The organism is Lentzea albida, assembly GCF_900111005.1.
Taxonomy (GTDB): Bacteria; Actinomycetota; Actinomycetes; order Mycobacteriales; family Pseudonocardiaceae; genus Lentzea; species Lentzea albida.
In genome coordinates, this window is the sequence record NZ_FOFV01000001.1 from 696,968 (window position 1) to 719,181 (window position 22,214).

Consider the following 22,214-nt stretch of genomic DNA (forward strand, 5'->3'; position numbering starts at 1 on the left):
TGTAAGAGCCAAGAGGCCCAACGCGGGGTGGACGGAGGTGCAACGCGGTGATCAAGGAAAGGGTTGCTGTGGGATCAACCGCAGACCAATCACGCACCGTAGGCTGAGAAGGCACCTAGGCTGGGGGTGATCTCGAAAGGGGTGGTGTGAGTCGTGGGGCTCGCTGAGTCCTTGCTCACGTGGCTGCACGGCTTCGTGGGTGCGAGTGTCTGCCCCGGTGACTGGGTGTGGACCACCACGGCGCTCGGTGCGGTGCTCGGGTTGTTCCCGACGGTCGGGGCGCTGCTGTCCATCGCGGTGCGCCGGGTGGTCGGCAACTCCTACGGTCCCGTGACCGGTGCCGTCTTCACCGTGCTCGGCGTCGCCAGCTGCCTGGTGCTGCCGTGGCTCGTGATGCGCGGAACCGTGCAGGGGCTGTCCGGGCGGGCCATCATCGGCGCCGACTCCCTGGACGAGGCCACCTGCTTCGGCACGTTCTCGCAGGGTTCCTACCTCATCGAGGCCCCCTCGGTCCTGGGTGTGATCAAGCAGCCCACGGCGCAGCCGTTGTTCCTCGCCGCCGCCGGTGTGACGGTGGCGCTCGCGCTGCTGTGCCTGCTGTTCGTGATGCTGCAGTCCGGTTCGGCGTTCCGGCTCGGGCCGAACTGGCCGCGCCGGGTGTTCTGGCCGATGTTCCTGGTACTGCTCGTAACGACGTCGGCATTCCCCGTGACCCTTGTGGGCCATGTGCTCCTCGGGTTTCTGCCGATTGCGGTAATCGGGTCAATCGTCGTGCGGATTTTCGGGTTGACTACCGCCATGCTGAACCGCCCCGGCCGCGACCGGTCCTCGGACCGCAACTCGCAGAACCAGCCACCGCAGCCGGTGGCGCGCACGCCGCAGCCCCAGAACAACCAGCTCCCGCAGGGCCAGCCGCAGAAGAAGGCCGCGACGAAGCCGATCAACGCCTCCGCGCACCAGCCGCCGCACAACCCGCCGCAGCACTCGTCGCAGAACCCGCCGCCGTACCAGCCGGCGCAGGTGCCGAAGTACCAGCCGGCGCCGATGAACCGGCCGATGCGCCCGGTGACGCAGCCGCAACCGCAGCCTGCGAACCACCCGCAGAACCCGCCGCCGCGGCAGTACCCGCCGACCCGCGTCGCCGAGGTGCTGCCCCAGCCGAAGGCGCCGCAGCCGTCGAACCCGGCGGTGCTCGCGGACACGCCCGGCCCGCTGCCGTTCGGTCCGGGCGCGGCCAACGCCGAGTCGCCCGCGCCCGTGCAGAAGTCGGGCAAGGTCTGGAACCCCGGCAACGGCCGGTTCCGCCGCGTCCGCCAGCTCGGTTCCGGCGGCTTCGGCACGGTCTGGCTGGCCGTCGACGAGCAGCTCGACCGCACGGTCGCGGTGAAGCTGGCGCACGCCCCGGACAACGAGACCGAGGCGCGCATGCTCCGCGAGGCCCGCGCGTTGGCCGCGGTCCGGCACCCGAACTGCGTGCGCGTGTTCGACATCGTCCAGGACCCGGACGGCCTCGCCCTGGTGATGGAGTACATCGAGGGCGCGTCGCTGTCCGAGACGGTGCTCAAGAACGGCCTGATCGACGACAAGCTCGCCGCCCGCCTGTGGCTGAACATGGCCGACGCGCTCGCGGCAGCCCACGACCGGGGCGTTTTGCACCGCGACGTGAAGCCGTCGAACGTCATCGTGGACGGCCAGGGCACCGCGCACCTGATCGACTTCGGCATCGCCCGCTCCAAGGGCGACAGCACCCTCACCGCGACCGGCATGATGGTCGGCACGCCGGACTTCCTCGCCCCGGAGACGGCCCGCGGCGAGACGGCGTCCCCGGCGTCCGACTCGTGGCAGCTCGCCGCCACGGTCTCGTACGCGCTGACCGGCCACCCGCCGCGCGGCTCCCGCGAGAACCCGATCTCCTCGCTGATGGCCGCTGCCCAGGGCGAACCGATCACCAAGCTGCCGCAGAACAGCGCGCACGCCCGTCTCCTGCTCGCCGCGATGGACCCCGAACCCGGGCGCCGGCCTTCGCTCGCGCAGGTGCGGTCGCAGCTGTCGCAGTTCCTGGACCAGCAGGGCATGAGCAAGGAAGGCCCGGTCACCAAGATGATCAGCAAGCCGACTCCGCCGCCGACGAGGCACATGCCGATGTAGGCGATCCGGGCTGGCGTTCTGCGGGACGAGGTGGATGTTCCACCACGTCGTCGACGACCGCCAGGACCGCGCCCGACGTAGTGCCGCAGCTCGAAGCAGTGCTCTGACAGCTCACGCACGCGTCCGGATCGGTGCGGCTGGACGCGTTCGTGCCCCCTGAAGACGTCACGGTCGCGCTTGTCCCGGTCGACGCTTAGGCGATCCGGGTGAACGTCGAACCGGTCCGTAACGGCGATTCACCGTTCAACGACCAAGGTCGTGGTTCACCCGGAAGCCTCGGCATCTCACGGGATGCCATGCGAAGAGTGGTGAGGCGGTTTCCGCCGATCGCCTCACCACTCACCTTCGGGCCGCGGGCCGCAACCGCTTGCGCAGCAGCAGGAACACCCCGGCCGCGCCGGCCACGACGAGCCCCGCGATCCAGACCGGCAAGGGCTTTCCCGACGGCTCCACGGCGGCGGCCGGTTCGGGGGCGGCGGACACCGCGGGCTTGGGCAGCGGTGGTGCGATCTCCTGCCACGGTGACGGGCCCTCGACCGGTCCCAGCACGAGTTGTGGGTCCACCGGCTTGACGAGCAACGTGCCCGGGACCGTCAGCCTGCCCAGCGGGTGGTCGGGGAAGATCCCCTGCACGCCGAAGACCTCGTACGTGCCGGCGGGCAGGGTGAACGCCACGGCGTAGTGCGCGGGTTCGGGCAGCCTCACGCCGACGAACACCTTCTCGTCCGCGCCGTTGCGGAACTTCAGGCCCGTCTTGTCCAGGTTGCCGGCGAACGGGCGCACGCCGTGTTGCAGCACCCAGTAGCCGACGGTGTGGGTCGTGGAGGGCTGGATCGACGGCACCGGGTCCACGTACGTGACGGCCCATGCGCCCGCGTGCGCGTTGGGCGCGCTTATCAGCAGGAAAGCGCACATCAGCAAGAGGATTCTCATGAGGCGGATACACCGGGAACCCAAGTGGGGTTCCCGGTGTAGAGAGGGCATCACGGACGACGCGGTGGCACGGGCGATCGCAGGTGACCAGGCGGCCTACGGCGAGCTGGTCGCCCGGTACACCGCGCTCGCGCACCGGACGGCCTACCTGCTCGGGGCGGGTGCGGACGCCGGGGACGTGGTGCAGGAGGCGTTCGTGAAGGCCTACCGGAAGCTCCACACGTTCAAGCAGGGCCTCGACTTCAAGCCGTGGCTGCTCAAGATCGTCGCCAACGAGACCAAGAACCTGCACCGCGGCAGGCGCCGGCGCAACCTGGTGGAGCTCAGGCTCGCGACCATCACCGAGACCGTCGACCACGACGACCCCGGCACGCTCGTGGACGACTCCCGCGCGAAGCTCCTGAAGGCCGTGCAGGGCCTCAGCGAGCCGGACCGCCAGGTCGTCACGTGCCGGTACCTGCTCGACCTGAGCGAGGCCGAGACCGCCCAGACCCTCGGTCTCGCCAAGGGAACCGTGAAGTCGCGGCTGTCCCGCGCGCTCGCCAGGCTGCGCCCGATGCTGGAGGAGGTGGCCCATGACCGATGACCCGACGGAGGCCGCCCTTCGCGACCTCGCCGTGCACCTCCACGTGCCCGAGCCGCCGGACGTCACCGCGCAGGTGCTGACCAGGATCAACGCGCCGCGCAGGAAGAACCGCCGGCTCCAGGCGGTCGTAGCGGCCGTCACCGCGTTCGCGATCGCCTTCGCGGTGTCCCCGGCGGTGCGGGCGGGCGTGCGGCAGCTGCTGGAGTTCGCCGGCGTCGAGTTCCGCACCGAGGCGCCGCAGTCCGTCGCTCCTCCGCTGTCCAGCCAGGACGTCGGGCTGGACCAGGCCAGACGGCAGATGCCCTTCGACATCCACCTGCCGCAGGCCCTCGGCACGCCGGACAAGGTGACCGTCCACGAAGGACGGTTCGTCACGCTGCACTACGGCGAGCTGAGGCTGGACCAGTTCGACGGCACCATCAGCTCGACCGTCGGCAAGCTCGTCCACGGCGAAGGGGTCGAGCAGATCGGCGACAAGATCTGGATCCCCTACCCGCACGCGTTCTTCTACATCGACCGCGACGGCCAGTGGCACACCGAGGAACCGCAGCTCGCGGGCCAGACCCTGCTCTGGCAACGAGGTCAGGTCACCATGAGACTCGAAGGCGACCTGACCAGGCAGAGAGCCCTGGAGATCAGCGCCAGCTAGGCAGCCACAGCTGCTGTTGCCACATCTCCGGTGTGATCGGGTTGCCGTTCAGGATCGGCCAGAGCCACACGAAGTTCGCGACCACGATGCCGACGTACAGCGCCACCACCAGAAGTCCGGTGCCGCGGCGTTCGGAACCGGCGGTCCGACGGCCCAGGACCTCGCCCAGCGCCAGCACGATCATCAGCACCAGGAACGGCGCCATCGGCGTGACGTAGAAGAAGTACATCTGCCGGTCGAGGTTGAGGAACCACGGCAGCAGACCGGCGGCGTAGCCGACGAGGACGCCCGCGTAGCGCCAGTCCATGCGGCCGATCGTGCGGAACAGCGCCCAGCCGATCACCGGGAACGCGAGCCACCACATCGCGGGCGTGCCGATGAGCATGATCGCGCCCAGGCAGGACGCGGCGCCGCAGCCCGTGACGGTGTTGTCGTAGTAGTAGAGCATCGGACGCAGGCCCATCGGCCACGTCCACGGCTTCGACTCCCACGGGTGCCGGTTGGTCTCCGAGGTGACCAGCTCGACGTGGAACTTGTAGACGTTCTTCGCGTTGTACCAGAGCGACTGCAGGACGTCGGGGATGTACGAGATGTCCTGGACCTTGCCGCCGACCACGTGCCGGTCGATGCCGGTCTCGCTCGCCATCCACGGGAACCACGTCGCGATGTAGACGAGCACCGGGATCGCGACCAGGCCGCCCAGCGACGGCAGCACGTCCTTCGCCAGCGCGCCCAGCCACGGCTCCTCGACGCCCGCGGCACGACGGGCCAGAGCGCTCCACACGACCGTCAGCAGGCCGAACGCGGCGATGTACCAGATGCCCGACCACTTGATGCCGCACGCCGCACCGAGCATCACGCCCGCACCGAAGCGCCACCAGCGGAAGCCGAGCCACGGGCCGAACGCCGAGTTGTTGACGAACCCCTCGCGCACGGCCACGGCCAAGCGCGCGCGCACTTGTTCGCGGTCGACCACGAGACAGCCGAACGCCGCCACGACGAACAGCGCCAGGAAGATGTCGAGCATGCCCATCCGCGACTGGACGTGCGAGACGCCGTCCGCGATGAGCAGCACGCCGGCGAGCGCGCCCAGCAGGTCCGAGCGGGTCAGGCGGCGGGCGATCCGGACGATCAGCAGGATCGTGATCGCGCCGGCCAGTGCCGAGGCGAACCGCCAGCCGATGCCGTCGTAGCCGAAGAGCTCCTGGCCGATCGCCATCAGCTGCTTCGCGAGCGGCGGGTGGACGATCAGCTCGTAGCCGGGGTTGTCCTCGTAGCCGCCGTTGCGCAGCACCTGTGCCGTCTGCGGCACGTAGTGCTTCTCGTCGAAGATCGGCGTGCCCTTGTCCGTCGGATAACCGACGTTCCAGAAGCGCACGACGGCACCGATCAGCGTCACGACGGCCGTCATCAGCCACCCGCGCATCCGGTCTCCGGACGGAGGCGGGTCGAGCGTCGCCGCACGATCCGTGCGCGGCTCCTCGACGACGACGGGCGCCTCTCCTGGCTGCACGAGGACTGTCACGCCGCCGATCGTAGGGTGAACCTTGTGAGTCCTGTATCCGGTTCAGGCCGTCTAGTTCTGGCAGCCACCCCTCTCGGCGACATCCGAGACGCCTCCGCGCGCCTGGTCGAGGCCCTCGAGACGGCCGACGTGATCGCCGCCGAGGACACCAGGAGACTGCACAGCCTCGCCGCCGCGTTGCAGGTCAAGCCGTCCGGGAGGGTCATCAGCTTCTACGACCAGAACGAGGTCGGGCGCCTCCCGGGCCTGCTCGAATCGCTGCACAACGGCGAGACCGTGCTGCTCGTGACGGACGCCGGAATGCCGTCGGTCTCCGATCCCGGTTACCGGCTCGTCGCCGCGTGCGTCGAGCAGGACCTCACGGTCACGTGCCTACCGGGGCCGTCCGCGGTGACGACGGCACTCGCGCTGTCCGGCCTGCCGAGCGACAGGTTCGCGTTCGACGGCTTCCCGCCGCGCAAGTCCGGTGAGCGCCGCCGCTGGTTCGCCCCTTTGGCCACCGAGCAGCGCACCGTCGTGTTCTTCGAGGCCCCGCACCGGCTCGCGGACACGCTCGCCGACGCCGTCGAGGTGCTCGGACCGGACCGCCGCGCCGCCGTGTGCCGCGAGCTGACGAAGAAGTACGAGGAGGTCGTGCGGGGCACGCTGGGCGAGCTCGCCGAGTGGGCCGTGGAGGGCGCGCGCGGCGAGATCACCGTGGTGCTCGGGCCCGCCCCCGTCGCCGACACGCCGGACCTCGACACGCTGGTCGCCGAGGTCAAGCAGCGCGTCGCCGACGGGGAGCGGATGAAGTCGGCCGCCGCCGAGGTCGCGGAGGCGGCCGGGATCAGCAAGAAGACCCTCTACGACGCGGCGATCAAGTCAAGCTGACTCCTTGTTGAACGTGCGCACGCCGTAGAACACGCCGACCAGCACCAGCACGGCCACCGAGACCAGCCCGTACGTCACCGTGCCGGGGTTGAAGATCGACCGCTCGGCGTCCACGACGTGCGCCAGCGGGTTGAGCCGCGACAGCCAGTAGAGCCACTGCGGGCCGTTCGACATGGGCAGCAGCACGCCGGAGAGCAGCATCAACGGCACGATCGACGCCGACAGCACGGACGCGAAGACGTACTCGAGCTTCACCTTCAACGCGATCGCGTACGACATCGAGCCGATCGCGATGCCGAGCAACGCCACCAGCCCGAGGCCGAGCAGCATCTGGCCGGCCGTCGCCCGGAAGCCGAACAGCATCGCGGCGAGCATGATCAGCAGGCTCTGCACGACCAGCAGCACCACGTCCTTGCCGACCCGGCCGATCAGCAGCGCGATCCGGCTGACCGGGGTGACCCGCAGGCGTTCCATCACGCCCGTGCGGACCTCGGGCAGCAGCGAGAAGCCCGCGTAGGCCGTGCCGAACAACGCCATCTGCACCAGCAGGCCGGGCACGAACCACTGCCAGCCCGTGTCGCCGAGCAGCGGACCGAAGAGCCCGAGGTAGAGCAACGGCTGCGCGATGCCGAACACCACGGCCACGGGGTTGCGCAGCACGGGCAGCATCACGCGGGAGAAGACGAGCCAGGTGTCACGCAGCATTGCTGTCCTCCCGCAGGGAACGGCCGGTCATCGTCAGGAACACGTCGTCGAGCGTCGGCCGGTGCACCTGGACGGAGTGCAGCTCGACGCCGATGTGGTCGAGGTCCTTGAGCAACGACGGCAGCGCGCGGTCGCCGTTCGGGATGCGGAAGCTGACCACCTCGCCGTCGACCACGGCGTTCTCGAACTTCGTGGCGACGACCTGCGCCTGCGGTGTGCCGAGGACGACGAGGTCACCGGAGACCTGGTGCTTCAGGTCGTCCGGTGAGCCCTCGCCGACGATCGCGCCGTGGTCGATGACGAGCAGCCGGTCGCTCAGGTAGTCGGCCTCGTCGAGGTAGTGCGTGGTCAGGAAGACCGTGGTGCCGTCGGCCTTGAGCTGCCTGATGTGGTCCCACAGGTTGCGGCGGCTCTGCGGGTCGAGCGCGGTGGACGGCTCGTCGAGGAACAGCAGCCGCGGGTCGTGCAGCACGCCCATCGCGATGTCGAGCCGCCGCTGCTGGCCGCCCGAGAGCGTGACGACGGCGCGCTTCTCCAGGCCGACCAGGTCGAACCGTTCGAGCAGGCCCGCGACCTTCTTGCGGGCGTCGTGCTTGGAGAGACCGTAGAAGCGGGCCTGGAAGTCGAGCTCGTCGGCGACCCGCTGGTCCTGGCCCGCGCCGGGCTTCTGGCCGACGTAGCCGATGTTGCGACGGACGCCCGCCGGGTCCTTCAACAGGTCGTGCCCGGCGATGGTGGCCTCGCCGGCGGTGGGCTGCAGCAGCGTGGTGAGCATCCGCAACGTCGTGGACTTGCCGGCGCCGTTCGGCCCGAGGAACCCGACCAGCTCGCCCTCGGCGACGTCGATGTCCACGCCCCGCACGGCGTCCACCGGACCGGTCTTCGTGTCGAACCGGCGCGCGAGGCCGCGTGCCTCGATCATGGTGAGACCCCCTCTAGTCAACTTTGACTAGAGGCTAGCGAGGACTATTCAAGTTTGACTAGTCCTTAAGCGCGTACGCACCGGCCTCTAGGCGTTCGATCAGCTCTTGAGTCCACCGGACCTGACCTTCGAGGTGGACGAGCCACAGTCGAAAGAGCTCGCTGACGTGCGCGGGCTTGCCCATCTCCGGCATCGACTCGATGCCGTGGCGGGTCGGGGTGAGCTGGCCTTCGAGGCCCGCCAGCCGGTTCTTCAGCAGCACGACGGCCTGCTTGCGCGGGACGAGGTTGAGCATCGCGACGCCCGCGGACACCTCGTCGTTGCCGGCGGCCGGGTTCGCGAGCGCGTGCGCGAGGAGGTCGTTCAGCTCGTGGTCGCCGGCGGCCGTGATCCGGTAGGAGGTGCGGGCGGGACCCTCGCCGGACTCGACGCCGACCGGCTCCAGCAGTCCGTCCTTGGCCAGCGCCTTCAGCGCGTGGTAGATCGAACCGGGCTGCACGTTCGCCCAGGACTCCGCCGACCACGACTTGAGCTCGCGGCGCACCTGGTAGCCGTGGGCCTCGCCGACGAGCTTGACCACGCCGAGCACCAGCATTCTGGTCGCGGACAAACCGACCTCCCATGCAGTGAAAAGCGGCTGGCACCGCCTCCGTAGGCTATGCACATGAGTGCCTCCGTACTGACCGCGGTGGCCTGGCCTTATGCCAACGGCCCCAGGCACATCGGTCACGTCTCCGGTTTCGGTGTCCCGTCCGACGTCTTCTCCCGCTACATGCGAATGTCCGGACACCGGGTGCTCATGGTCAGCGGCACGGACGAGCACGGCACGCCCATCCAGGTGCAGGCCGAGAAGGAGGGCCTGACGGCCCGCGAGCTCGCCGACAAGTACAACCGCGTCATCGCCGGCGACCTGCAGGGCCTCGGCCTGTCCTACGACCTCTTCACCCGCACCACCACCGGCAACCACTACCAGGTGGTGCAGGACCTGTTCTCCGCGCTGTGGAAGAACGGCTACGTCATCCCCAAGACGGAGATGGGCGCCATCAGCCCGTCGACCGGCAGGACGCTGCCCGACCGCTTCATCGAAGGCACCTGCCCGATCTGCGGGTACGACGGCGCGCGCGGCGACCAGTGCGACAACTGCGGCAACCAGCTCGACCCGATCGACCTGAAGAACCCGCGCTCGCGGATCAACGGCGAGACGCCGAAGTTCATCGAGACCGAGCACCTGTTCCTCGACCTGCCGTCGTTCATCGAGTCGCTGGGCTCGTGGATGGGCACGCGGACCGAGTGGCGCCCGAACGTGCTCAAGTTCTCGCAGAACCTGATCAAGGACCTGCGGCCGCGCGCCATCACCCGCGACCTCGACTGGGGTGTGCCGATCCCGCTCGACGGGTGGAGCGACCAGCCGATGAAGCGGTTCTACGTGTGGTTCGACGCGGTCATCGGCTACTTGAGCGCGTCCGTGGAGTGGGCCCGTCGTTCCGGTGACCCGGACGCGTGGCAGGAGTTCTGGACGGGCGACGCCCAGGGCTACTACTTCATGGGCAAGGACAACATCGTCTTCCACTCGCTCATCTGGCCGTCGCTGCTGCTCGGGCAGAACGGCGCGGGCGACAAGGGCGGCGAGCCCGGCCGGTTCGGCACGCTGAACCTGCCGACCGAGGTCGTGTCGTCGGAGTACCTGACGATGAGCGGCTCGAAGTTCTCCACCTCGCGCGGCACCGTGATCTACGTCGGCGACTTCCTCAAGGAGTTCGGGCCGGACGCGCTGCGGTACTTCATCTCCGTCGCGGGTCCCGAGAACCAGGACACGGACTTCACCTGGGAGGAGTTCGTCCGCCGGACGAACTTCGAGCTGGCGAACGAGTGGGGCAACCTGGTCAACCGCTCGGTCTCGATGGCGCACAAGAACGTCGGCGCCATCCCGAAGGCCACCGCTCTGACCCCCGCCGACCACGAGCTGCTCGCGCAGTCCAAGGCGGCGTTCGACACGGTCGGCGCGCACCTGCGCCGGTCGCGGTTCAAGCAGGCCTCCGGCGAGGCGATGCGCGTGATCTCGGCGGCGAACAAGTACCTGTCGGACCAGGAGCCGTGGAAGCTCAAGGACGACCCGGACCGCCGCGACTCGGTGCTGCACACGGCGTTGCAGGTCGTGCAGGACGCGAACACGCTCATGACGCCGTTCCTGCCGCACTCGGCGCAGAAGGTGCACGAGGCGTTGGGCGGCACGGGCGTGTGGGCCGCACAGCCGCAGATGAACGAGGTCTCCGACCTCGACGTGCCCGACCGCTCGTACCCGGTGCTGACCGGTGACTACGCGGGTGAGCAGGCGAAGTGGGAGTCCACGCCGCTCGAGGTGGGCCGCCCGCTGCAGAAGCCGTCGCCGTTGTTCACCAAGCTCGACGCGAAGCTGGGCGAGACCGGGCCCGAGTGGGCTCCGATCGTCACCGACTAGTGGCGGAGAAGCGGGAACGACCGCCGGTGCCGGAAGCCCTTCCGGTGCCGGTGGTCGACGCCCACACCCACCTCGACGCGTGCGGCGCCTCGACCGCCACCGACGTGGCGGTCCTGCTCGACCGGGCGGAGGCCGCCGGCGTCTCGCACGTGGTCACCGTGGCGGACGACCTGGCCGCCGCCCGCTGGGCCGCCGAAGCGTCCACTTGGGACCCCAGGGTCTACGCGGCGGTGGCCGTGCACCCGACGCGCACGGCGTCGTTCGGGGACGCGGAGAAGTCCGAACTGGAGCGCCTGGCCGTTCTGCCGCGCGTGGTCGCGATCGGCGAGACGGGTCTGGACTACTACTGGGACTACTCGCCGCCGGCCGCGCAGCACGAGGCTTTCCGTTGGCACATCGACCTTTCCAAGCGCGTCGGCAAGCCGTTGATGATCCACGACAGGGACGCGCACGAGGACATCCTCAAGATCCTGGACTCCGAGGGCGCACCGTCCACAGTGGTCTTCCACTGCTTCTCCGGTGACGCGGACTTCGCCCGCCGGTGCGTCGACGCGGGGTACGTCCTGTCGTTCGCGGGCCCGGTCACGTTCAAGAACGCGCGCGCCCTGCGCGAGGCGGCCCAGCTCGTGCCCCAGGACCAGCTCCTGGTCGAGACGGACGCGCCGTTCCTGACGCCTCATCCGTTCCGGGGGCGTCCGAACGAACCCTATTGTGTGAATTACACAGTTCGGGATCTCGCTACGGTGCGTGGCGAAGATCTTTCTGAACTCTGCGCCGCCGTCACCCGTACTGCTCAACGAGTGTTCGGGTTCGACCACTGAAATGCGACGTAGAGCGAACGGAGTACAGGGTTCCTACCTCCATGGGGTGACTGAGGTCACAACATTGGTGGGGGTGTTTGCGCAACGTGCTTCGCCCCGTTACTGTCCCGTGACCGTGCCACCAGAGCCGACGTTGTCGGTTCGGAGCACGCCCGCAGTCGGGGCGGGACCGAAGCCAGAAGCGCGAAGAAGCGAGACCACGTAGGAGGAGTTGCCGGGAACCTTCGAGCTCCAACTCGAATGATCTTGTCAACGCCAACTGTGCGGTGGCCTCAAAGCTTCCGCAATGGAGGTATCGACCCTGATGTCCGGTAGCGACAGAACTGCCGCCGCGTCGTACGACTTCAACGAGGACACCGACTGGTTCACGCCGGTCGGCGGCACCGCGGTGGGCGTTGCCGATCCCCACCCGAGCTTTCCCCCCGGCGCGCTGACCATCACGCCGGCGGACGTGCTCGAGGTGCTCGGCCCGGACGCGGACGACCTGCTCGCCTCGGCCAACGTCGACGTCGACGAGCTGATCCGTCTCATCAACGCCGAGACGACGATCATGCCGCCCCTCGTCCTCCCGTCGGAGGAAGAGGAGAAGCGCGACCCGCAGGTCCTCGTCAAGGCCGCCTCGACGTGGAAGCGCCGCTTCCTCAAGGGCGCGGTCGCCGCGGTGCTCGTGTCGATCTCCGGCGGCGGCGTGACCGCGATGGCGATGGACAAGTCGCTGACAGTCGAGGTCGACGGAGCGCTGCAGACCGTCCACTCCTACGAGGGCACGGTCGGCGAGGTCCTGGCGGAGGAAGGCATCGTCGTCGGTGAGCACGACGCCCTGTCCCCGTCGCTGAACGCCCCGATCTCCGACGGCGGCAAGATCAGCCTCGACCGCGGCCGCCTGCTCAAGACGAGCGTCGACGGCCAGGCCCGCGAGGACTGGGTCCGCTCGATCACCGTCGAGGAAGCCGCGAAGCAGCTCGGCGTGAACCTCGAAGGCGCCTGGATGTCCGCGCCCGGTTCGCAGGACATCCCGCTCGAGGGCATGAACCTCGAGGTCAAGACCAGCAAGCTCGTCAAGCTGTTCGACGGCGCGAACCCGGTCCGCGAGATCAAGACCACCGCCCTGACCGTCGACGAGCTCCTCAAGGCCGAGAACCTCACCCTCGGCCCGGAGGACGCCGTCTCGTCCGGCACGGACGTCAAGATCGCGACCGGCGCCGAGGTCTACATCTCCCGCACCGGCGTCACGGTCATCAACGTGAACGAGCCGGTCGCCCCGCCGGTCGAGAAGACCAACGACCCGAACATGAACGCGGGCGAGCAGAAGGTCACCGACCCCGGCGCCCCCGGCGAGCAGATCTCCCAGTACCGCGTGACCGTGAAGAACGGCAAGGAGATCAGCCGCGAGAAGCTGAGCAGCAAGGTCACCAAGGAGCCGAAGCCGAAGAAGATCACGGTCGGCACCAAGCCCCTCCCCGACGGCGAGGTGTGGGACCGCCTGGCCAAGTGCGAGGCGGGCGGCAACTGGGCCATCAACACCGGAAACGGCTACTACGGCGGCCTCCAGTTCAACGCGAGCACCTGGGCCGCCTACGGCGGCACCGCCTACGCCCAGCTCCCGCACCAGGCCACCCGCGAGCAGCAGATCGCCATCGCCACCAAGCTCCGCGACGGCCGCGGCGGCACGTACTCGGCGTGGCCGGGCTGCCGCGCGAAGCTCGGCCTGCCGTAAACCCTCTCCGTCCCCGACAGAGGCCGCTCCTGGACCGCCAGGGGCGGCCTTCGTCGTGTCCGGGGGCCGCCGGGCGGGAAGTCCGGTGGGTTGGAGGGCTGGGACGCGTCTGGGGCGGGCTGCTGGGGGAGCGCACCCGCCACGGTGGCGCGCGGCAGGCGTGTCGGCACCCCGGTGGGGCGTGGGCGAGGCCGCGGCAGGGTGGGGGCGAGGTGGGAGCGCGGCAGGGGCCGAGGCGTGGCAAGGCTGGGTGAAGCTGCGGCTTGGCGGGGGTTGAGGTGCGGCGAGGCTGAGTGAGGCGGAGCGCGGCAGGGTGGGGCGCGCGGACCTGGTGAGGCGGAGCGTGGCGGGGATCGAAGCGCGGCAGGGCTGGAGAGGTGCGGCGCAGCAGGGGTGAGGCGCGCAGGCTGGTGGGGCGGATCGCGGCGCGGCACGGGTGAGACCGCCCAGATCAGACGTGAGACCGCCCAGGCCAGGGCGAAGCCGAAGGCAAGCCACCCCACCGCCCAACGCAATGGCGAAGCCGAGCCGCCCCTACCTCCACGGGTCTGAACAGCGGTAACGACCCAACCCCGACGGCGATTGGGGCTTGACTTTGGGTGCGAGGCCTTAGACTTGACCACTCGGCCGGGCTTCACAGACCGGCCTTTATTAGGCCGAGAAAGGCCTCGCAAGGGCCCCGAAGTCAAGCCCCAATCGCGATCGTCGCGAAGCGGCGATGAAATGACCCGGCTCGTCAAACCCCACGGTAGGTGCCACCCACCCCACCCACCACCAGGCCTGCGAGAATGCCCGGGTGAGCCTGCTGGGTCCTGCCGAAGTCCGCCGTCTAGCCGCAGAGCTGGACATCCGCCCCACCAAGAAACTGGGCCAGAACTTCGTCCACGACCCCAACACCGTCCGCAAGATCGTCACCGCGGCCGAGCTCACCGAAGACGACGTCGTCCTGGAGGTGGGCCCAGGCCTGGGCTCCCTGACCCTCGCCCTCCTCCCGAGCGCCAGCCAGGTGGTGGCCGTGGAAATCGACCCCCCGCTGGCACGAAGGCTCCCGCAGACCGTCCAAGAGATGGACCCGGAGAACGCCCACAAGCTCCACGTCGTCCTCAAGGACGCCATGAAAGTCACCCAAGAAGACCTGCCGGTCCAGCCCACCGCGATCGTCGCCAACCTGCCCTACAACGTGGCGGTGCCGGTGGTCCTCCACCTCCTGGCCGAGCTCCCCAGCCTCCAGAAGGGGCTGGTGATGGTGCAGGCGGAGGTGGCCGACCGGATGGCCGCGAAGCCCGGCAACAAGATCTACGGCGTCCCCAGCGTGAAGCTCGCCTGGTACGCCGAGGCGAAGAAGGCCGGCGCGATCGGCAAGAACGTGTTCTGGCCCGCGCCCAACGTCGATTCGGGGCTGGTTTCGTTCCAGCGCCACGAGAAGCCTTTGTCCACTGTGGATCGCAGTAAGCTCTTCAAGATCGTGGACGCCGCCTTCGCGCAGCGCCGCAAGACCCTCAGGGCTGCTCTCAAAGCACACACCGCGAACGTCGACGGACTGCTCGAGAAGGCCGGTGTCGACCCGCAGTTGCGGGGGGAGCAGCTCAGCGTGATCGACTTCATCCGGATTGCGGAGGTCTAGGCCGGGGATCCTTCGGCCATCAGTGTGATCTGTCGAACGAATCCGAATCTGGCTTGCGCAACCGAACGTCCGTCCGGTTGACTGCTACTTGCCATCCGGAGCGACTGAGAGACCTGGCTCTACGACGTCGCAGCAACCACCCGCTGGATGCGGGCAGGTGCTAACGCCAGGACCGATGGAGGAGCACCATGGGTACCGTGCGAATGCTGACGCGCCGTCGAGTTGTCGACCAGTGCCGTCGCACCGCTTCTGCATGTCGTCGCCACCTCGTCTAAGGCGCCTTCTCAAAGTCCTTTGACGCGCACTCGAACGAAGAGTGGCGCACACACCTGAGCAGCAACCCTCGACCGCGCACGTCCGGTTCACAGACCGGACGAGGTGCCGTCGCGCGCAGCCGTGGAGCAGAAGTGATCACTGTCGAAAACCTCACCAAGTCCTTCCAGGGTGTCAGCGCCCTCAACGGCGTGACCCTCGACGTCGAGGCCGGCACCGTGCTCGGTGTCGTCGGCCCGAGCGGTGCCGGCAAGTCCACTCTCGCCCGCTGCGTCGCGCTGCTGGAGCGTCCCGACTCCGGGGCGATCCGCGTCGACGGCACCGACATCACGAGCCTCGACGGGTCGGCCCTCAGGGCTGCTCGTCGGCAGATCGGCGTTGTGCCGCAAGGGGATTCGCTCCTCCGCCAGCGCACGGCGGCCGGCAACATCGCGCTGCCGCTCGAGAGCGCGGGAGTCCCCGGACCGCAGCGGCGGACGAGGGTCGGCGAGCTGCTCGACCTCGTCGGGCTCACCGACAAGGCCGCCGCGTACCCCGACCAGCTGTCCGGCGGGCAGCGCCAGCGCATCGCCGTGGCGCGTGCCCTCGCCGCCAACCCGTCCGTGCTGCTCGCCGACGAGCCGACGTCCGCGCTGGACCCGGAGACCACCGGTTCCGTGCTGACCGTGCTCGACCGTGCGCGCGCTGAGCTCGGTGTGACCGTCCTCGTCGTCACGCACGACATGGGCGTGGTCCGGAAGATCTGCGACGACGTCGCCGTGCTGGAGCAGGGGCGCGTCGTCGAACACGGCAAGGTCCTCGACCTGGTCAACAACCCGGTGAGCCGCACGAGCAGTGCGCTGCTGCCCGCGGTCGACCTGAACCCGATCAACGAGAGCAGCTACGACCGCGTCGCGGACGTCGTGCTCGTCGGGTTCGCCGCGGTCGGGGCGCTGCTGCCCGAGGCCGCGCACCGGTTCGGCGTGGAACTGAACATCGTCGGCGGTGGCCTGACGCGTCTCGGGGAGACCCCGGTCGCGCGCTTCCGCCTGGGGCTGAACGGCGAACGCTCCGACTCCGCTCTCGAGTGGATCGGCGAGGCCGGCGGCGCTGTGCAGAGGTCCCTGAAGGGGCCACAGGGAGTAGCTGCGTGAGGTCTGCAACACCCTGGTCCGACGTGATCGCGTATCTCGTCGAGGCCACCGGAGAAACGCTGTACATGGTCGGCGTCTCCACTGTCATCGCAACACTGCTGGGCGTTCCCGTGGGTGTTTGGCTGCAGCTCACCGCCAAGGGCGGGCTGCGGCCGAACGCCGCGGTGCACAGGATCCTGAGCTTCGTCACCGACCTGGGCCGCTCGATGCCGTTCATCGTGCTGCTCGTCGCTCTCACGTCGGTCACCCGCCTGATCGTCGGCGGCTCGATCGGCAGCACGGCGGTCATCGTGCCGCTGGCCGTGGGAGCGATCCCGTTCGTGGGCAGGCTGGTGCAGAACATCCTGTCCGAGGTGCACGTGACCGTGGTGGAAGCCGCGATCACGACCGGCGCCTCGACCCTCAAGATCGTCAAGAGCGTGCTGATCCGCGAGTCGCTGCCCGCGCTGATCAACGCCATCGGCGTCACCGTGATCGCCCTCATCGGGTACTCGGCGATGGCCGGCGTGATCGGCGGCGGTGGCCTCGGCGACCTGGCGATCCGCGAGGGCTACCAGCGCTTCAACGACCGGATCCTGTGGAGCACCGTGGCGTGGCTCGCCGTGCTCACCACCGTGATCCAACTCGGTTTCACCCGTGCCGCCCGCGCCTTCGACCGGCGCCGGCACGCCTCCGTCTGACCCGTAGCAATTCTCAAAAGGAACGTCATGCGTATTCGTGCTGCCCTGATCGCAGTCGCTTTGACCGGTTTGACTGCTCTGTCCGCCTGCTCGTCGGGTGGTGCGAGCAGCGCCTCCGACACGCTGAAGGTCGGCGTCTCGCCGGTCCCGCACGCCGAGATCCTCAAGTACGTGGCGAACGACCTCGCCTCGTCGAAGGGTCTCAAGATCGAGGTCGTCGAGTTCACCGACTACGTGCAGCCGAACACGGCGCTGGTCGACGGGTCGCTCGACGCCAACTACTTCCAGACCGTCCCGTACTTGGAGACGTTCACCAAGGAGTCCGGCGCGAAGGTGGAGTGGGTCCAGCCCGTCCACGTCGAGCCGCTCGGCCTCTACTCGAAGAAGGCCAAGAAGCTCGACGAGCTGCCGAACGGTGCCAAGATCGCCGTCGCCAACGACGCGACGAACGAGGCCCGCGGCCTGAAGCTGCTGGAGGCGAACGGTCTGATCAAGCTCAAGGCCGTGGACCAGCCCACCGTGCGCGACCTGGCGGAGAACCCCAAGAACCTGCAGTTCGTGCCCCTGGAGGCCGCTCAGCTGCCGCGTTCGCTGGAGGACACCGACGCGTCGGTCATCAACGGCAACTACGCCATCGACGCGGGCCTCAAGCCGGCCACCGACTCGCTCGCGCTGGAGAAGGCCGAGAACAACCCGAACGCGAACGGCCTGGTCACCCGCACCGAGCTCAAGGACGACAAGCGCATCAGGGACCTGGCGGAGCTCCTCGCGTCGCAGCAGGTCAAGGACTACATCAAGCAGAAGTACAACGGTTCGGTCATCCCTGTCTGAGCGCGACTGCGACCGGGGGAGGAGTCCGGAACCCGAGAACGCCCGTAGGCTGACATGGTGCTCGCAGTCGTTCCTCCCCCGGTCACAGTTCGCGTCCCGGCCAAGGTCAACCTGCACCTGGCCGTGGGTGACGTGCGCCCGGACGGTTACCACGACCTGGTGACGGTCTTCCAGGCGCTGTCGCTGGTCGACGAGGTCACGGTCGCGGTCGCCGACGAGCCAGGCGTCGAGGTCCACGGCGAGGGCGCCGACCAGGTGCCCACCGGTGCCTCGAACCTCGCGTGGCGCGCCGTCCAGCTGCTCGCCGCGCACGTCGGCAGGGACGCGGACGACCCCAAGGTCCGCGTCGTCATCCGCAAGGCCATCCCGGTCGCGGGCGGCATGGCGGGCGGCAGCGCGGACGCGGCGGCGGCGCTGGTCGGCCTGTCGTCGTTGTGGCGCCTCGACATCAGCCGTGACGAGCTGGCCGAACTGGCCGGGAAGCTCGGCGCGGACGTCCCCTTCGCCCTCTACGGCGCGACCGCCCTCGGCACCGGCCGCGGCGAGCGGATCGTGCCCGTGCTCGGCCGCCACCAGTTCCACTGGGTGCTGGCGTTCGACCGCCGCGGACTGTCCACTCCGGACGTCTTCGACGAGCTGGACCGCCTGCGCGCCGAGGGCGACCCGCCCCGCGTGGGCGAGGTCGAGGCCGTGCTGGAGGGCCTGTCCTCCGGCGACCCGAGGCAGCTCGCCCTGCTGCTGGGCAACGACCTCCAGGCGGCGGCCGTGTCCCTGCGCCCGAACCTGCGCCGGACGCTGCGCGCGGGTGTCGACGCGGGCGCGCTGGCCGGCATCGTGTCCGGTTCCGGCCCCACGACGGCGTTCCTGTGCGAGGACGGCGACGCGGCGGTGAAGGTGGCCGCCGAACTGGCCGGCGCCGGCGTGTGCCGGACGGTTCGCGTGGCGCACGGGCCGGTGCCCGGAGCGCGCGTGATCACGACTGAAGAGCCCAAGCCCACCCCTCCCGAGGTCCACGCGTAGCCGTCGGGGGATTTGGCCCGCCTGGGTAGCCTGCACCGGGCAGTTTCTTACTAGTCGTGAGGTTTTGATGGCCAACCTGGTCAACCTGGAGTCCGTGTCGAAGTCGTTCGGCGTCCGGCCGTTGCTCGACCGCGTGTCGCTCGGCGTCAACGAGGGCGACCGCATCGGCGTCGTCGGCCTGAACGGCGGCGGCAAGACGACGCTGCTCGAGGTGCTGGCCGGGGTGGAGCCCGCCGACGACGGCCGCGTGTCGCGGTCGCGCGACCTGCGGATGGCCGTCGTGACGCAGCGGACGGAGCTGCCCGAGGGCTCGACCGTGCGCAACGCGGTGATCGACCCGCTCGGGTTCGACGCGGAGCACGAGTGGGCGTCCGACGCCCGCGTCCGGTCCATTTTGGACGGACTCGGGATCACGGCGCTGGGCCTCGACTCCGTGGTCTCCACGATGTCCGGTGGCGAGCGCCGCCGCGTCGCACTGGCGGCCGCGCTGATCCAGGACCTCGAGCTCCTCGTGCTCGACGAGCCGACGAACCACCTCGACGTCGAGGGCGTGCGGTGGCTCGCGGAGCACCTGCTGGCCCGCAAGTGCGCGCTCGTCGTCGTCACGCACGACAGGTGGTTCCTCGACACGGTCTGCAACCGCACGTGGGAAGTGGTGCTGGGCAAGGTCGAGCAGTACGAGGGCGGCTACGCCGACTGGATCTTCGCGCGCGCCGAGCGGCAGCGGCTCGCGGACGCGGCGGAGGAGAAGCGGCAGAACCTGGCGCGCAAGGAGCTCGCGTGGCTGCGCCGCGGCGCGCCCGCCCGCACCTCGAAGCCGCGCTACCGCATCGAGGCCGCCGAGGCCCTGATCGCGGACGTGCCACCGCTGCGGGACAACGTGGAGCTGCTGGCGTTCGCCAAGAAGCGCCTGGGCCGCACGGTGATCGAGCTCGAGGACGCCACGCTGTCCATTCCGGACCGCGTGCTGGTGCAGGACCTGACGTGGCGGATCGGTCCCGGTGAGCGGATCGGGCTCGTCGGCGTCAACGGATCGGGCAAGACGACGTTGCTCCGCCTGCTGGCCGGAGAGCGGGAAACCGAGTCGGGCAAGCGGATCCAGGGCGCGACGGTCAAGATCGCGCACCTCTCGCAGGAGCTGCTCGACCTCAACGGGTCGATGCGCGTGCTGGAGGCCATCGAGGAGGTCGCGCGCCGCGTCGTGCTCGGCAAGTACGAGATGTCGGCCTCGCAGCTGGGCGAGCGCTTCGGGTTCTCGTCGCAGAAGCAGTGGACGCCCGTCTCGGACCTGTCCGGTGGCGAGCGGCGGCGCCTGCAGCTGTGCCGGCTGCTGATGGCCGAGCCGAACGTGCTGCTGCTCGACGAGCCGACCAACGACCTCGACATCGACACGTTGCAGCAGCTGGAAGACCTGCTAGACTCGTGGGCCGGCACGCTCGTCGTGATCTCCCACGACCGCTACCTCGTCGAGCGCGTCTGCGACAAGGTCGTGGCGCTCTTCGGCGACGGCAAGCTGACCGACCTGCCCGGCGGCATCGAGGAGTACCTGCAGCGCCGGGACTCGCTGCGCGACAGGCAGTCCACCGCCGCGCCGGCCGCCGAGAAGGCGCCGTCGAACGCCGCCGACCAGCGCGCCGCCCGCAAGGAGCTGGCCAGGCTGGAGCGGCGCCTCGAGGTGCTGCACAAGAAGGAAGCCGAGCTGCACGCGGCGCTGGCCGAGGCCGCGACCGAGCCCGACCGGCTGCTCAAGCTCGACGCCGAGCTGCGGGCCGTGCTGGCGGAGGAGTCCGAAGTGGAGACCGCGTGGATGGCCGCCGCCGAGGTCGTCGAGGGCTGAACCGCACCTGCCTGAGCGGCACCGGGCCGAGCCCGCGCCGGGGCTACTTGCCCCGGCGGCGCAGCTCCTCGGCGAGCTGGGGCAACAGCTCGTCGATGAACGACGTGTCGTAGCCCTGGCCCGAGAGCAGCGCGTAGCTGAAGCGCGCCTTCATGACCTCGTCGGCGGTCGCCCCGAGCATGCCGTCGAGCGCGACGCCGATCTCCTCCAGCATCCTGTCGACCTGCGCGGTGCGGTAGCCGCGCTGGCCGGACGCCGCCTGCGGGATCCGCAGCTGGCGCAGGTCCTTCCAGGACTTCACCGTCGGCATGCTGCTGCGCACCGGGCCGGAGAACTGCTGCTCGATCTGGCCGAGGAACGCGTCGACCTCGGTCTCGTCGTACCCGCGCCTGCCGATCAGGGGGCGGGAGAACCGGATGTCGCGGACGTCCTTCGCGGTCAGGTTGTCCTGGCCGAGCAGCGTCGCCTCGATGCGGTCGAGGAACGCGTCCACCTGGGACTCCTGGTAGCCGCGGCGGCCGCGCGGAGGGCGGTGGAACGCGATGTTGCGGATGTCCGCGGCGGTGAACTTCGCCGCGTCGACGGACTGCTGGGACGCGGGCTGCTGCGCGGGCGTCCGCGGCTGCTGCTGGGCCTTGCGGGGGCGCTGCTGCGGCTGCGGACGCGGGTCCGGCCGGGCGCCGCGCTGCTGCGGGCGTTGTTGCTGCTGGGGGAGCTGCGGCGGGATCTGCGTGGTCGGCGGGCCCGGGTCGCGCGGCGGCGGCGCGGTCTCGAACATCAGGACCACGAGGTCGAGGAACGTGTCGACGTCCTCGGAGTCGTAGCCGAACGTGCCGGGGGCGGTCTCGCCGAACACGGCGTCCTGCACCTGCTGGGCGGTCAGGTTGTCCCTGCCGCGCAGGGTCTGCTCGATGCGGTCGAGGAACGCGTCGATCTGCCCCTCGTGGTAGCCGCGGGTCCCCGGTCTGGGCTTGTGGAAGCGCACGGCGGCGACGTCGTCGGGGGACAACCTGACCGCGGGTCTCATCGCCTGCGACGTGGCGTGCGCTCCCTGCGCCGGCGCGGCGGCCTGCACCCGTTGCGGAGTGGACCGCAGCGTGTCCGCCACGAGTTCCATGAAGACGTTGACCTCGTTCACGTCGTAGCCCGGGTCTCGGGTCGCCGTGCTGAACCTGACGTTGAGCACGTCCTCGCGCGTGAGGATGTCCTTGCTCTTCATGGTGCCCTCGACCCTGTCGAGGAACGCGTCCACCTCAGCCGCGTCGTACCCGCGCTGACCACGCGGGGGACGGTGGAACGCGACCAGTGCCACGTCCTGCGCGGAGAGCAGAGGAGCCGGATGCGCGGGTAGACGATGCTGCGCTCCGGGACCGCCCCGATCCACCAATGACCTCCTCCTGCGTACCTGTACTGGGGAGTATCGCGTTTCGCGTGGCATAACGTTTCGCCCTGATGGACCAAAGGCCGCCACTACGATCGCGA

The 22,214-nt window shown here is 69.5% G+C and carries 19 protein-coding genes and 1 riboswitch; of the genes, 13 read left to right on the forward strand and 6 right to left on the reverse strand.

What is annotated here, in order from left to right; genetic code table 11:
• The first annotated feature begins 153 nt into the window (after positions 1-153).
• Positions 154-2,148, forward strand: coding sequence for a serine/threonine-protein kinase (locus tag BMY74_RS03510; RefSeq protein WP_245785865.1), 1,995 nt, complete (start codon positions 154-156; stop codon positions 2,146-2,148).
• 339 nt (positions 2,149-2,487) lie between these two features.
• Here BMY74_RS03510 and BMY74_RS03515 read toward each other — a convergent pair whose 3' ends face one another.
• A complete protein-coding gene (locus tag BMY74_RS03515; RefSeq protein WP_143091429.1) occupies positions 2,488-3,081 on the reverse strand; it encodes a hypothetical protein in 594 nt (197 codons plus the stop codon).
• Here BMY74_RS03515 and BMY74_RS03520 point away from each other — a divergent pair.
• Complete coding sequence (locus BMY74_RS03520) at positions 3,080-3,667, forward strand: RNA polymerase sigma factor (protein WP_089909195.1); 588 nt, start codon at positions 3,080-3,082, stop codon at positions 3,665-3,667. The two genes, BMY74_RS03515 and BMY74_RS03520, sit on opposite strands and share 2 nt — an antisense overlap.
• Complete coding sequence (locus BMY74_RS03525; protein WP_089909198.1) at positions 3,657-4,316, forward strand: hypothetical protein; 660 nt, start codon at positions 3,657-3,659, stop codon at positions 4,314-4,316. The genes BMY74_RS03520 and BMY74_RS03525 overlap by 11 nt, the downstream gene beginning before the upstream one ends.
• Here the strand turns inward: BMY74_RS03525 and BMY74_RS03530 are convergent.
• Positions 4,303-5,841: a dolichyl-phosphate-mannose--protein mannosyltransferase gene (locus BMY74_RS03530; RefSeq protein ID WP_245785866.1), complete on the reverse strand. Its 1,539-nt coding sequence runs from the start codon at positions 5,839-5,841 to the stop codon at positions 4,303-4,305. The two genes, BMY74_RS03525 and BMY74_RS03530, sit on opposite strands and share 14 nt — an antisense overlap.
• 24 nt (positions 5,842-5,865) lie before the next feature.
• Between BMY74_RS03530 and rsmI the strand changes: the two genes are divergently transcribed.
• Complete coding sequence (gene rsmI / locus BMY74_RS03535; RefSeq protein WP_089909202.1) at positions 5,866-6,711, forward strand: 16S rRNA (cytidine(1402)-2'-O)-methyltransferase; 846 nt, start codon at positions 5,866-5,868, stop codon at positions 6,709-6,711.
• Here rsmI and BMY74_RS03540 read toward each other — a convergent pair.
• Genes BMY74_RS03540 through BMY74_RS03550 form a run of 3 tightly spaced genes read right to left on the reverse strand, consistent with a single transcriptional unit; the run spans position 6,703 to position 8,948 of the window.
• Positions 6,703-7,416 (reverse strand): ABC transporter permease, encoded by a 714-nt coding sequence (locus tag BMY74_RS03540; RefSeq protein ID WP_089909206.1) that lies wholly within the window; start codon positions 7,414-7,416, stop codon positions 6,703-6,705. The genes rsmI and BMY74_RS03540 overlap by 9 nt on opposite strands.
• Positions 7,406-8,338, reverse strand: coding sequence for an ATP-binding cassette domain-containing protein (locus BMY74_RS03545; RefSeq protein ID WP_089909209.1), 933 nt, complete (start codon positions 8,336-8,338; stop codon positions 7,406-7,408). The genes BMY74_RS03540 and BMY74_RS03545 overlap by 11 nt, the downstream gene beginning before the upstream one ends.
• Before the next feature lie 58 nt (positions 8,339-8,396).
• A complete protein-coding gene (locus BMY74_RS03550; protein ID WP_089909213.1) occupies positions 8,397-8,948 on the reverse strand; it encodes a PadR family transcriptional regulator in 552 nt (183 codons plus the stop codon).
• 54 nt (positions 8,949-9,002) lie between these two features.
• Here BMY74_RS03550 and metG point away from each other — a divergent pair, with 54 nt between their 5' ends.
• The 9 genes from metG to BMY74_RS03595 all read left to right on the forward strand — a co-directional run bounded on the left by metG (position 9,003) and on the right by BMY74_RS03595 (position 20,732).
• A complete protein-coding gene (metG, locus tag BMY74_RS03555; protein ID WP_089910441.1) occupies positions 9,003-10,796 on the forward strand; it encodes a methionine--tRNA ligase in 1,794 nt (597 codons plus the stop codon).
• A 26-nt stretch (positions 10,797-10,822) separates the two neighbouring features.
• Complete coding sequence (locus tag BMY74_RS03560; protein ID WP_089910444.1) at positions 10,823-11,617, forward strand: TatD family hydrolase; 795 nt, start codon at positions 10,823-10,825, stop codon at positions 11,615-11,617.
• Positions 11,618-11,921: 304 nt separating this feature from the next.
• Positions 11,922-13,334: a resuscitation-promoting factor gene (locus BMY74_RS46605; RefSeq protein ID WP_089909216.1), complete on the forward strand. Its 1,413-nt coding sequence runs from the start codon at positions 11,922-11,924 to the stop codon at positions 13,332-13,334.
• Positions 13,335-14,136: 802 nt separating this feature from the next.
• Entirely contained in the window at positions 14,137-14,958 is an 822-nt protein-coding gene (rsmA, locus tag BMY74_RS03570) for a 16S rRNA (adenine(1518)-N(6)/adenine(1519)-N(6))-dimethyltransferase RsmA (RefSeq protein WP_218159517.1), read from the forward strand.
• A gap of 88 nt (positions 14,959-15,046) precedes the next feature.
• Positions 15,047-15,140: riboswitch (SAM riboswitch) on the forward strand.
• A gap of 225 nt (positions 15,141-15,365) precedes the next feature.
• On the forward strand, positions 15,366-16,364 hold the full coding sequence (locus tag BMY74_RS03575) for a methionine ABC transporter ATP-binding protein (RefSeq protein ID WP_089909222.1): 999 nt from the start codon (positions 15,366-15,368) through the stop codon (positions 16,362-16,364).
• Positions 16,361-17,044 carry a methionine ABC transporter permease gene (locus BMY74_RS03580; protein ID WP_089909224.1) on the forward strand — a complete coding sequence of 228 codons (684 nt, stop codon included), beginning with the start codon at positions 16,361-16,363 and terminating at the stop codon, positions 17,042-17,044. The genes BMY74_RS03575 and BMY74_RS03580 overlap by 4 nt, the downstream gene beginning before the upstream one ends.
• Positions 17,045-17,071: 27 nt before the next feature.
• A complete protein-coding gene (locus BMY74_RS03585; protein ID WP_089909227.1) occupies positions 17,072-17,875 on the forward strand; it encodes a MetQ/NlpA family ABC transporter substrate-binding protein in 804 nt (267 codons plus the stop codon).
• Between the two features lie 54 nt (positions 17,876-17,929).
• On the forward strand, positions 17,930-18,895 hold the full coding sequence (locus BMY74_RS03590; RefSeq protein WP_177229545.1) for a 4-(cytidine 5'-diphospho)-2-C-methyl-D-erythritol kinase: 966 nt from the start codon (positions 17,930-17,932) through the stop codon (positions 18,893-18,895).
• A gap of 67 nt (positions 18,896-18,962) precedes the next feature.
• Positions 18,963-20,732 (forward strand): ABC-F family ATP-binding cassette domain-containing protein, encoded by a 1,770-nt coding sequence (locus BMY74_RS03595; RefSeq protein ID WP_089909230.1) that lies wholly within the window; start codon positions 18,963-18,965, stop codon positions 20,730-20,732.
• A gap of 43 nt (positions 20,733-20,775) precedes the next feature.
• Here BMY74_RS03595 and BMY74_RS46610 read toward each other — a convergent pair whose 3' ends face one another.
• Positions 20,776-22,116 (reverse strand): DivIVA domain-containing protein, encoded by a 1,341-nt coding sequence (locus BMY74_RS46610; protein ID WP_281244943.1) that lies wholly within the window; start codon positions 22,114-22,116, stop codon positions 20,776-20,778.
• Positions 22,117-22,214: the final 98 nt, after the last annotated feature.

Excerpts from the sequence above, each read along its gene's own strand:
- BMY74_RS03520 (WP_089909195.1), top strand. The coding sequence starts at position 3,080 with ATGAGGCGGATACACCGGGAACCCAAGTGGGGTTCCCGGTGTAGAGAG.
- BMY74_RS03515 (WP_143091429.1), bottom strand. The coding sequence starts at position 3,081 with ATGAGAATCCTCTTGCTGATGTGCGCTTTCCTGCTGATAAGCGCGCCC.
- BMY74_RS03525 (WP_089909198.1), top strand. The coding sequence starts at position 3,657 with ATGACCGATGACCCGACGGAGGCCGCCCTTCGCGACCTCGCCGTGCAC.
- BMY74_RS03540 (WP_089909206.1), bottom strand. The coding sequence starts at position 7,416 with ATGCTGCGTGACACCTGGCTCGTCTTCTCCCGCGTGATGCTGCCCGTG.
- BMY74_RS03545 (WP_089909209.1), bottom strand. The coding sequence starts at position 8,338 with ATGATCGAGGCACGCGGCCTCGCGCGCCGGTTCGACACGAAGACCGGT.
- metG (WP_089910441.1), top strand. The coding sequence starts at position 9,003 with ATGAGTGCCTCCGTACTGACCGCGGTGGCCTGGCCTTATGCCAACGGC.
- BMY74_RS46605 (WP_089909216.1), top strand. The coding sequence starts at position 11,922 with ATGTCCGGTAGCGACAGAACTGCCGCCGCGTCGTACGACTTCAACGAG.
- BMY74_RS03585 (WP_089909227.1), top strand. The coding sequence starts at position 17,072 with ATGCGTATTCGTGCTGCCCTGATCGCAGTCGCTTTGACCGGTTTGACT.
- BMY74_RS03590 (WP_177229545.1), top strand. The coding sequence starts at position 17,930 with ATGGTGCTCGCAGTCGTTCCTCCCCCGGTCACAGTTCGCGTCCCGGCC.
- BMY74_RS03595 (WP_089909230.1), top strand. The coding sequence starts at position 18,963 with ATGGCCAACCTGGTCAACCTGGAGTCCGTGTCGAAGTCGTTCGGCGTC.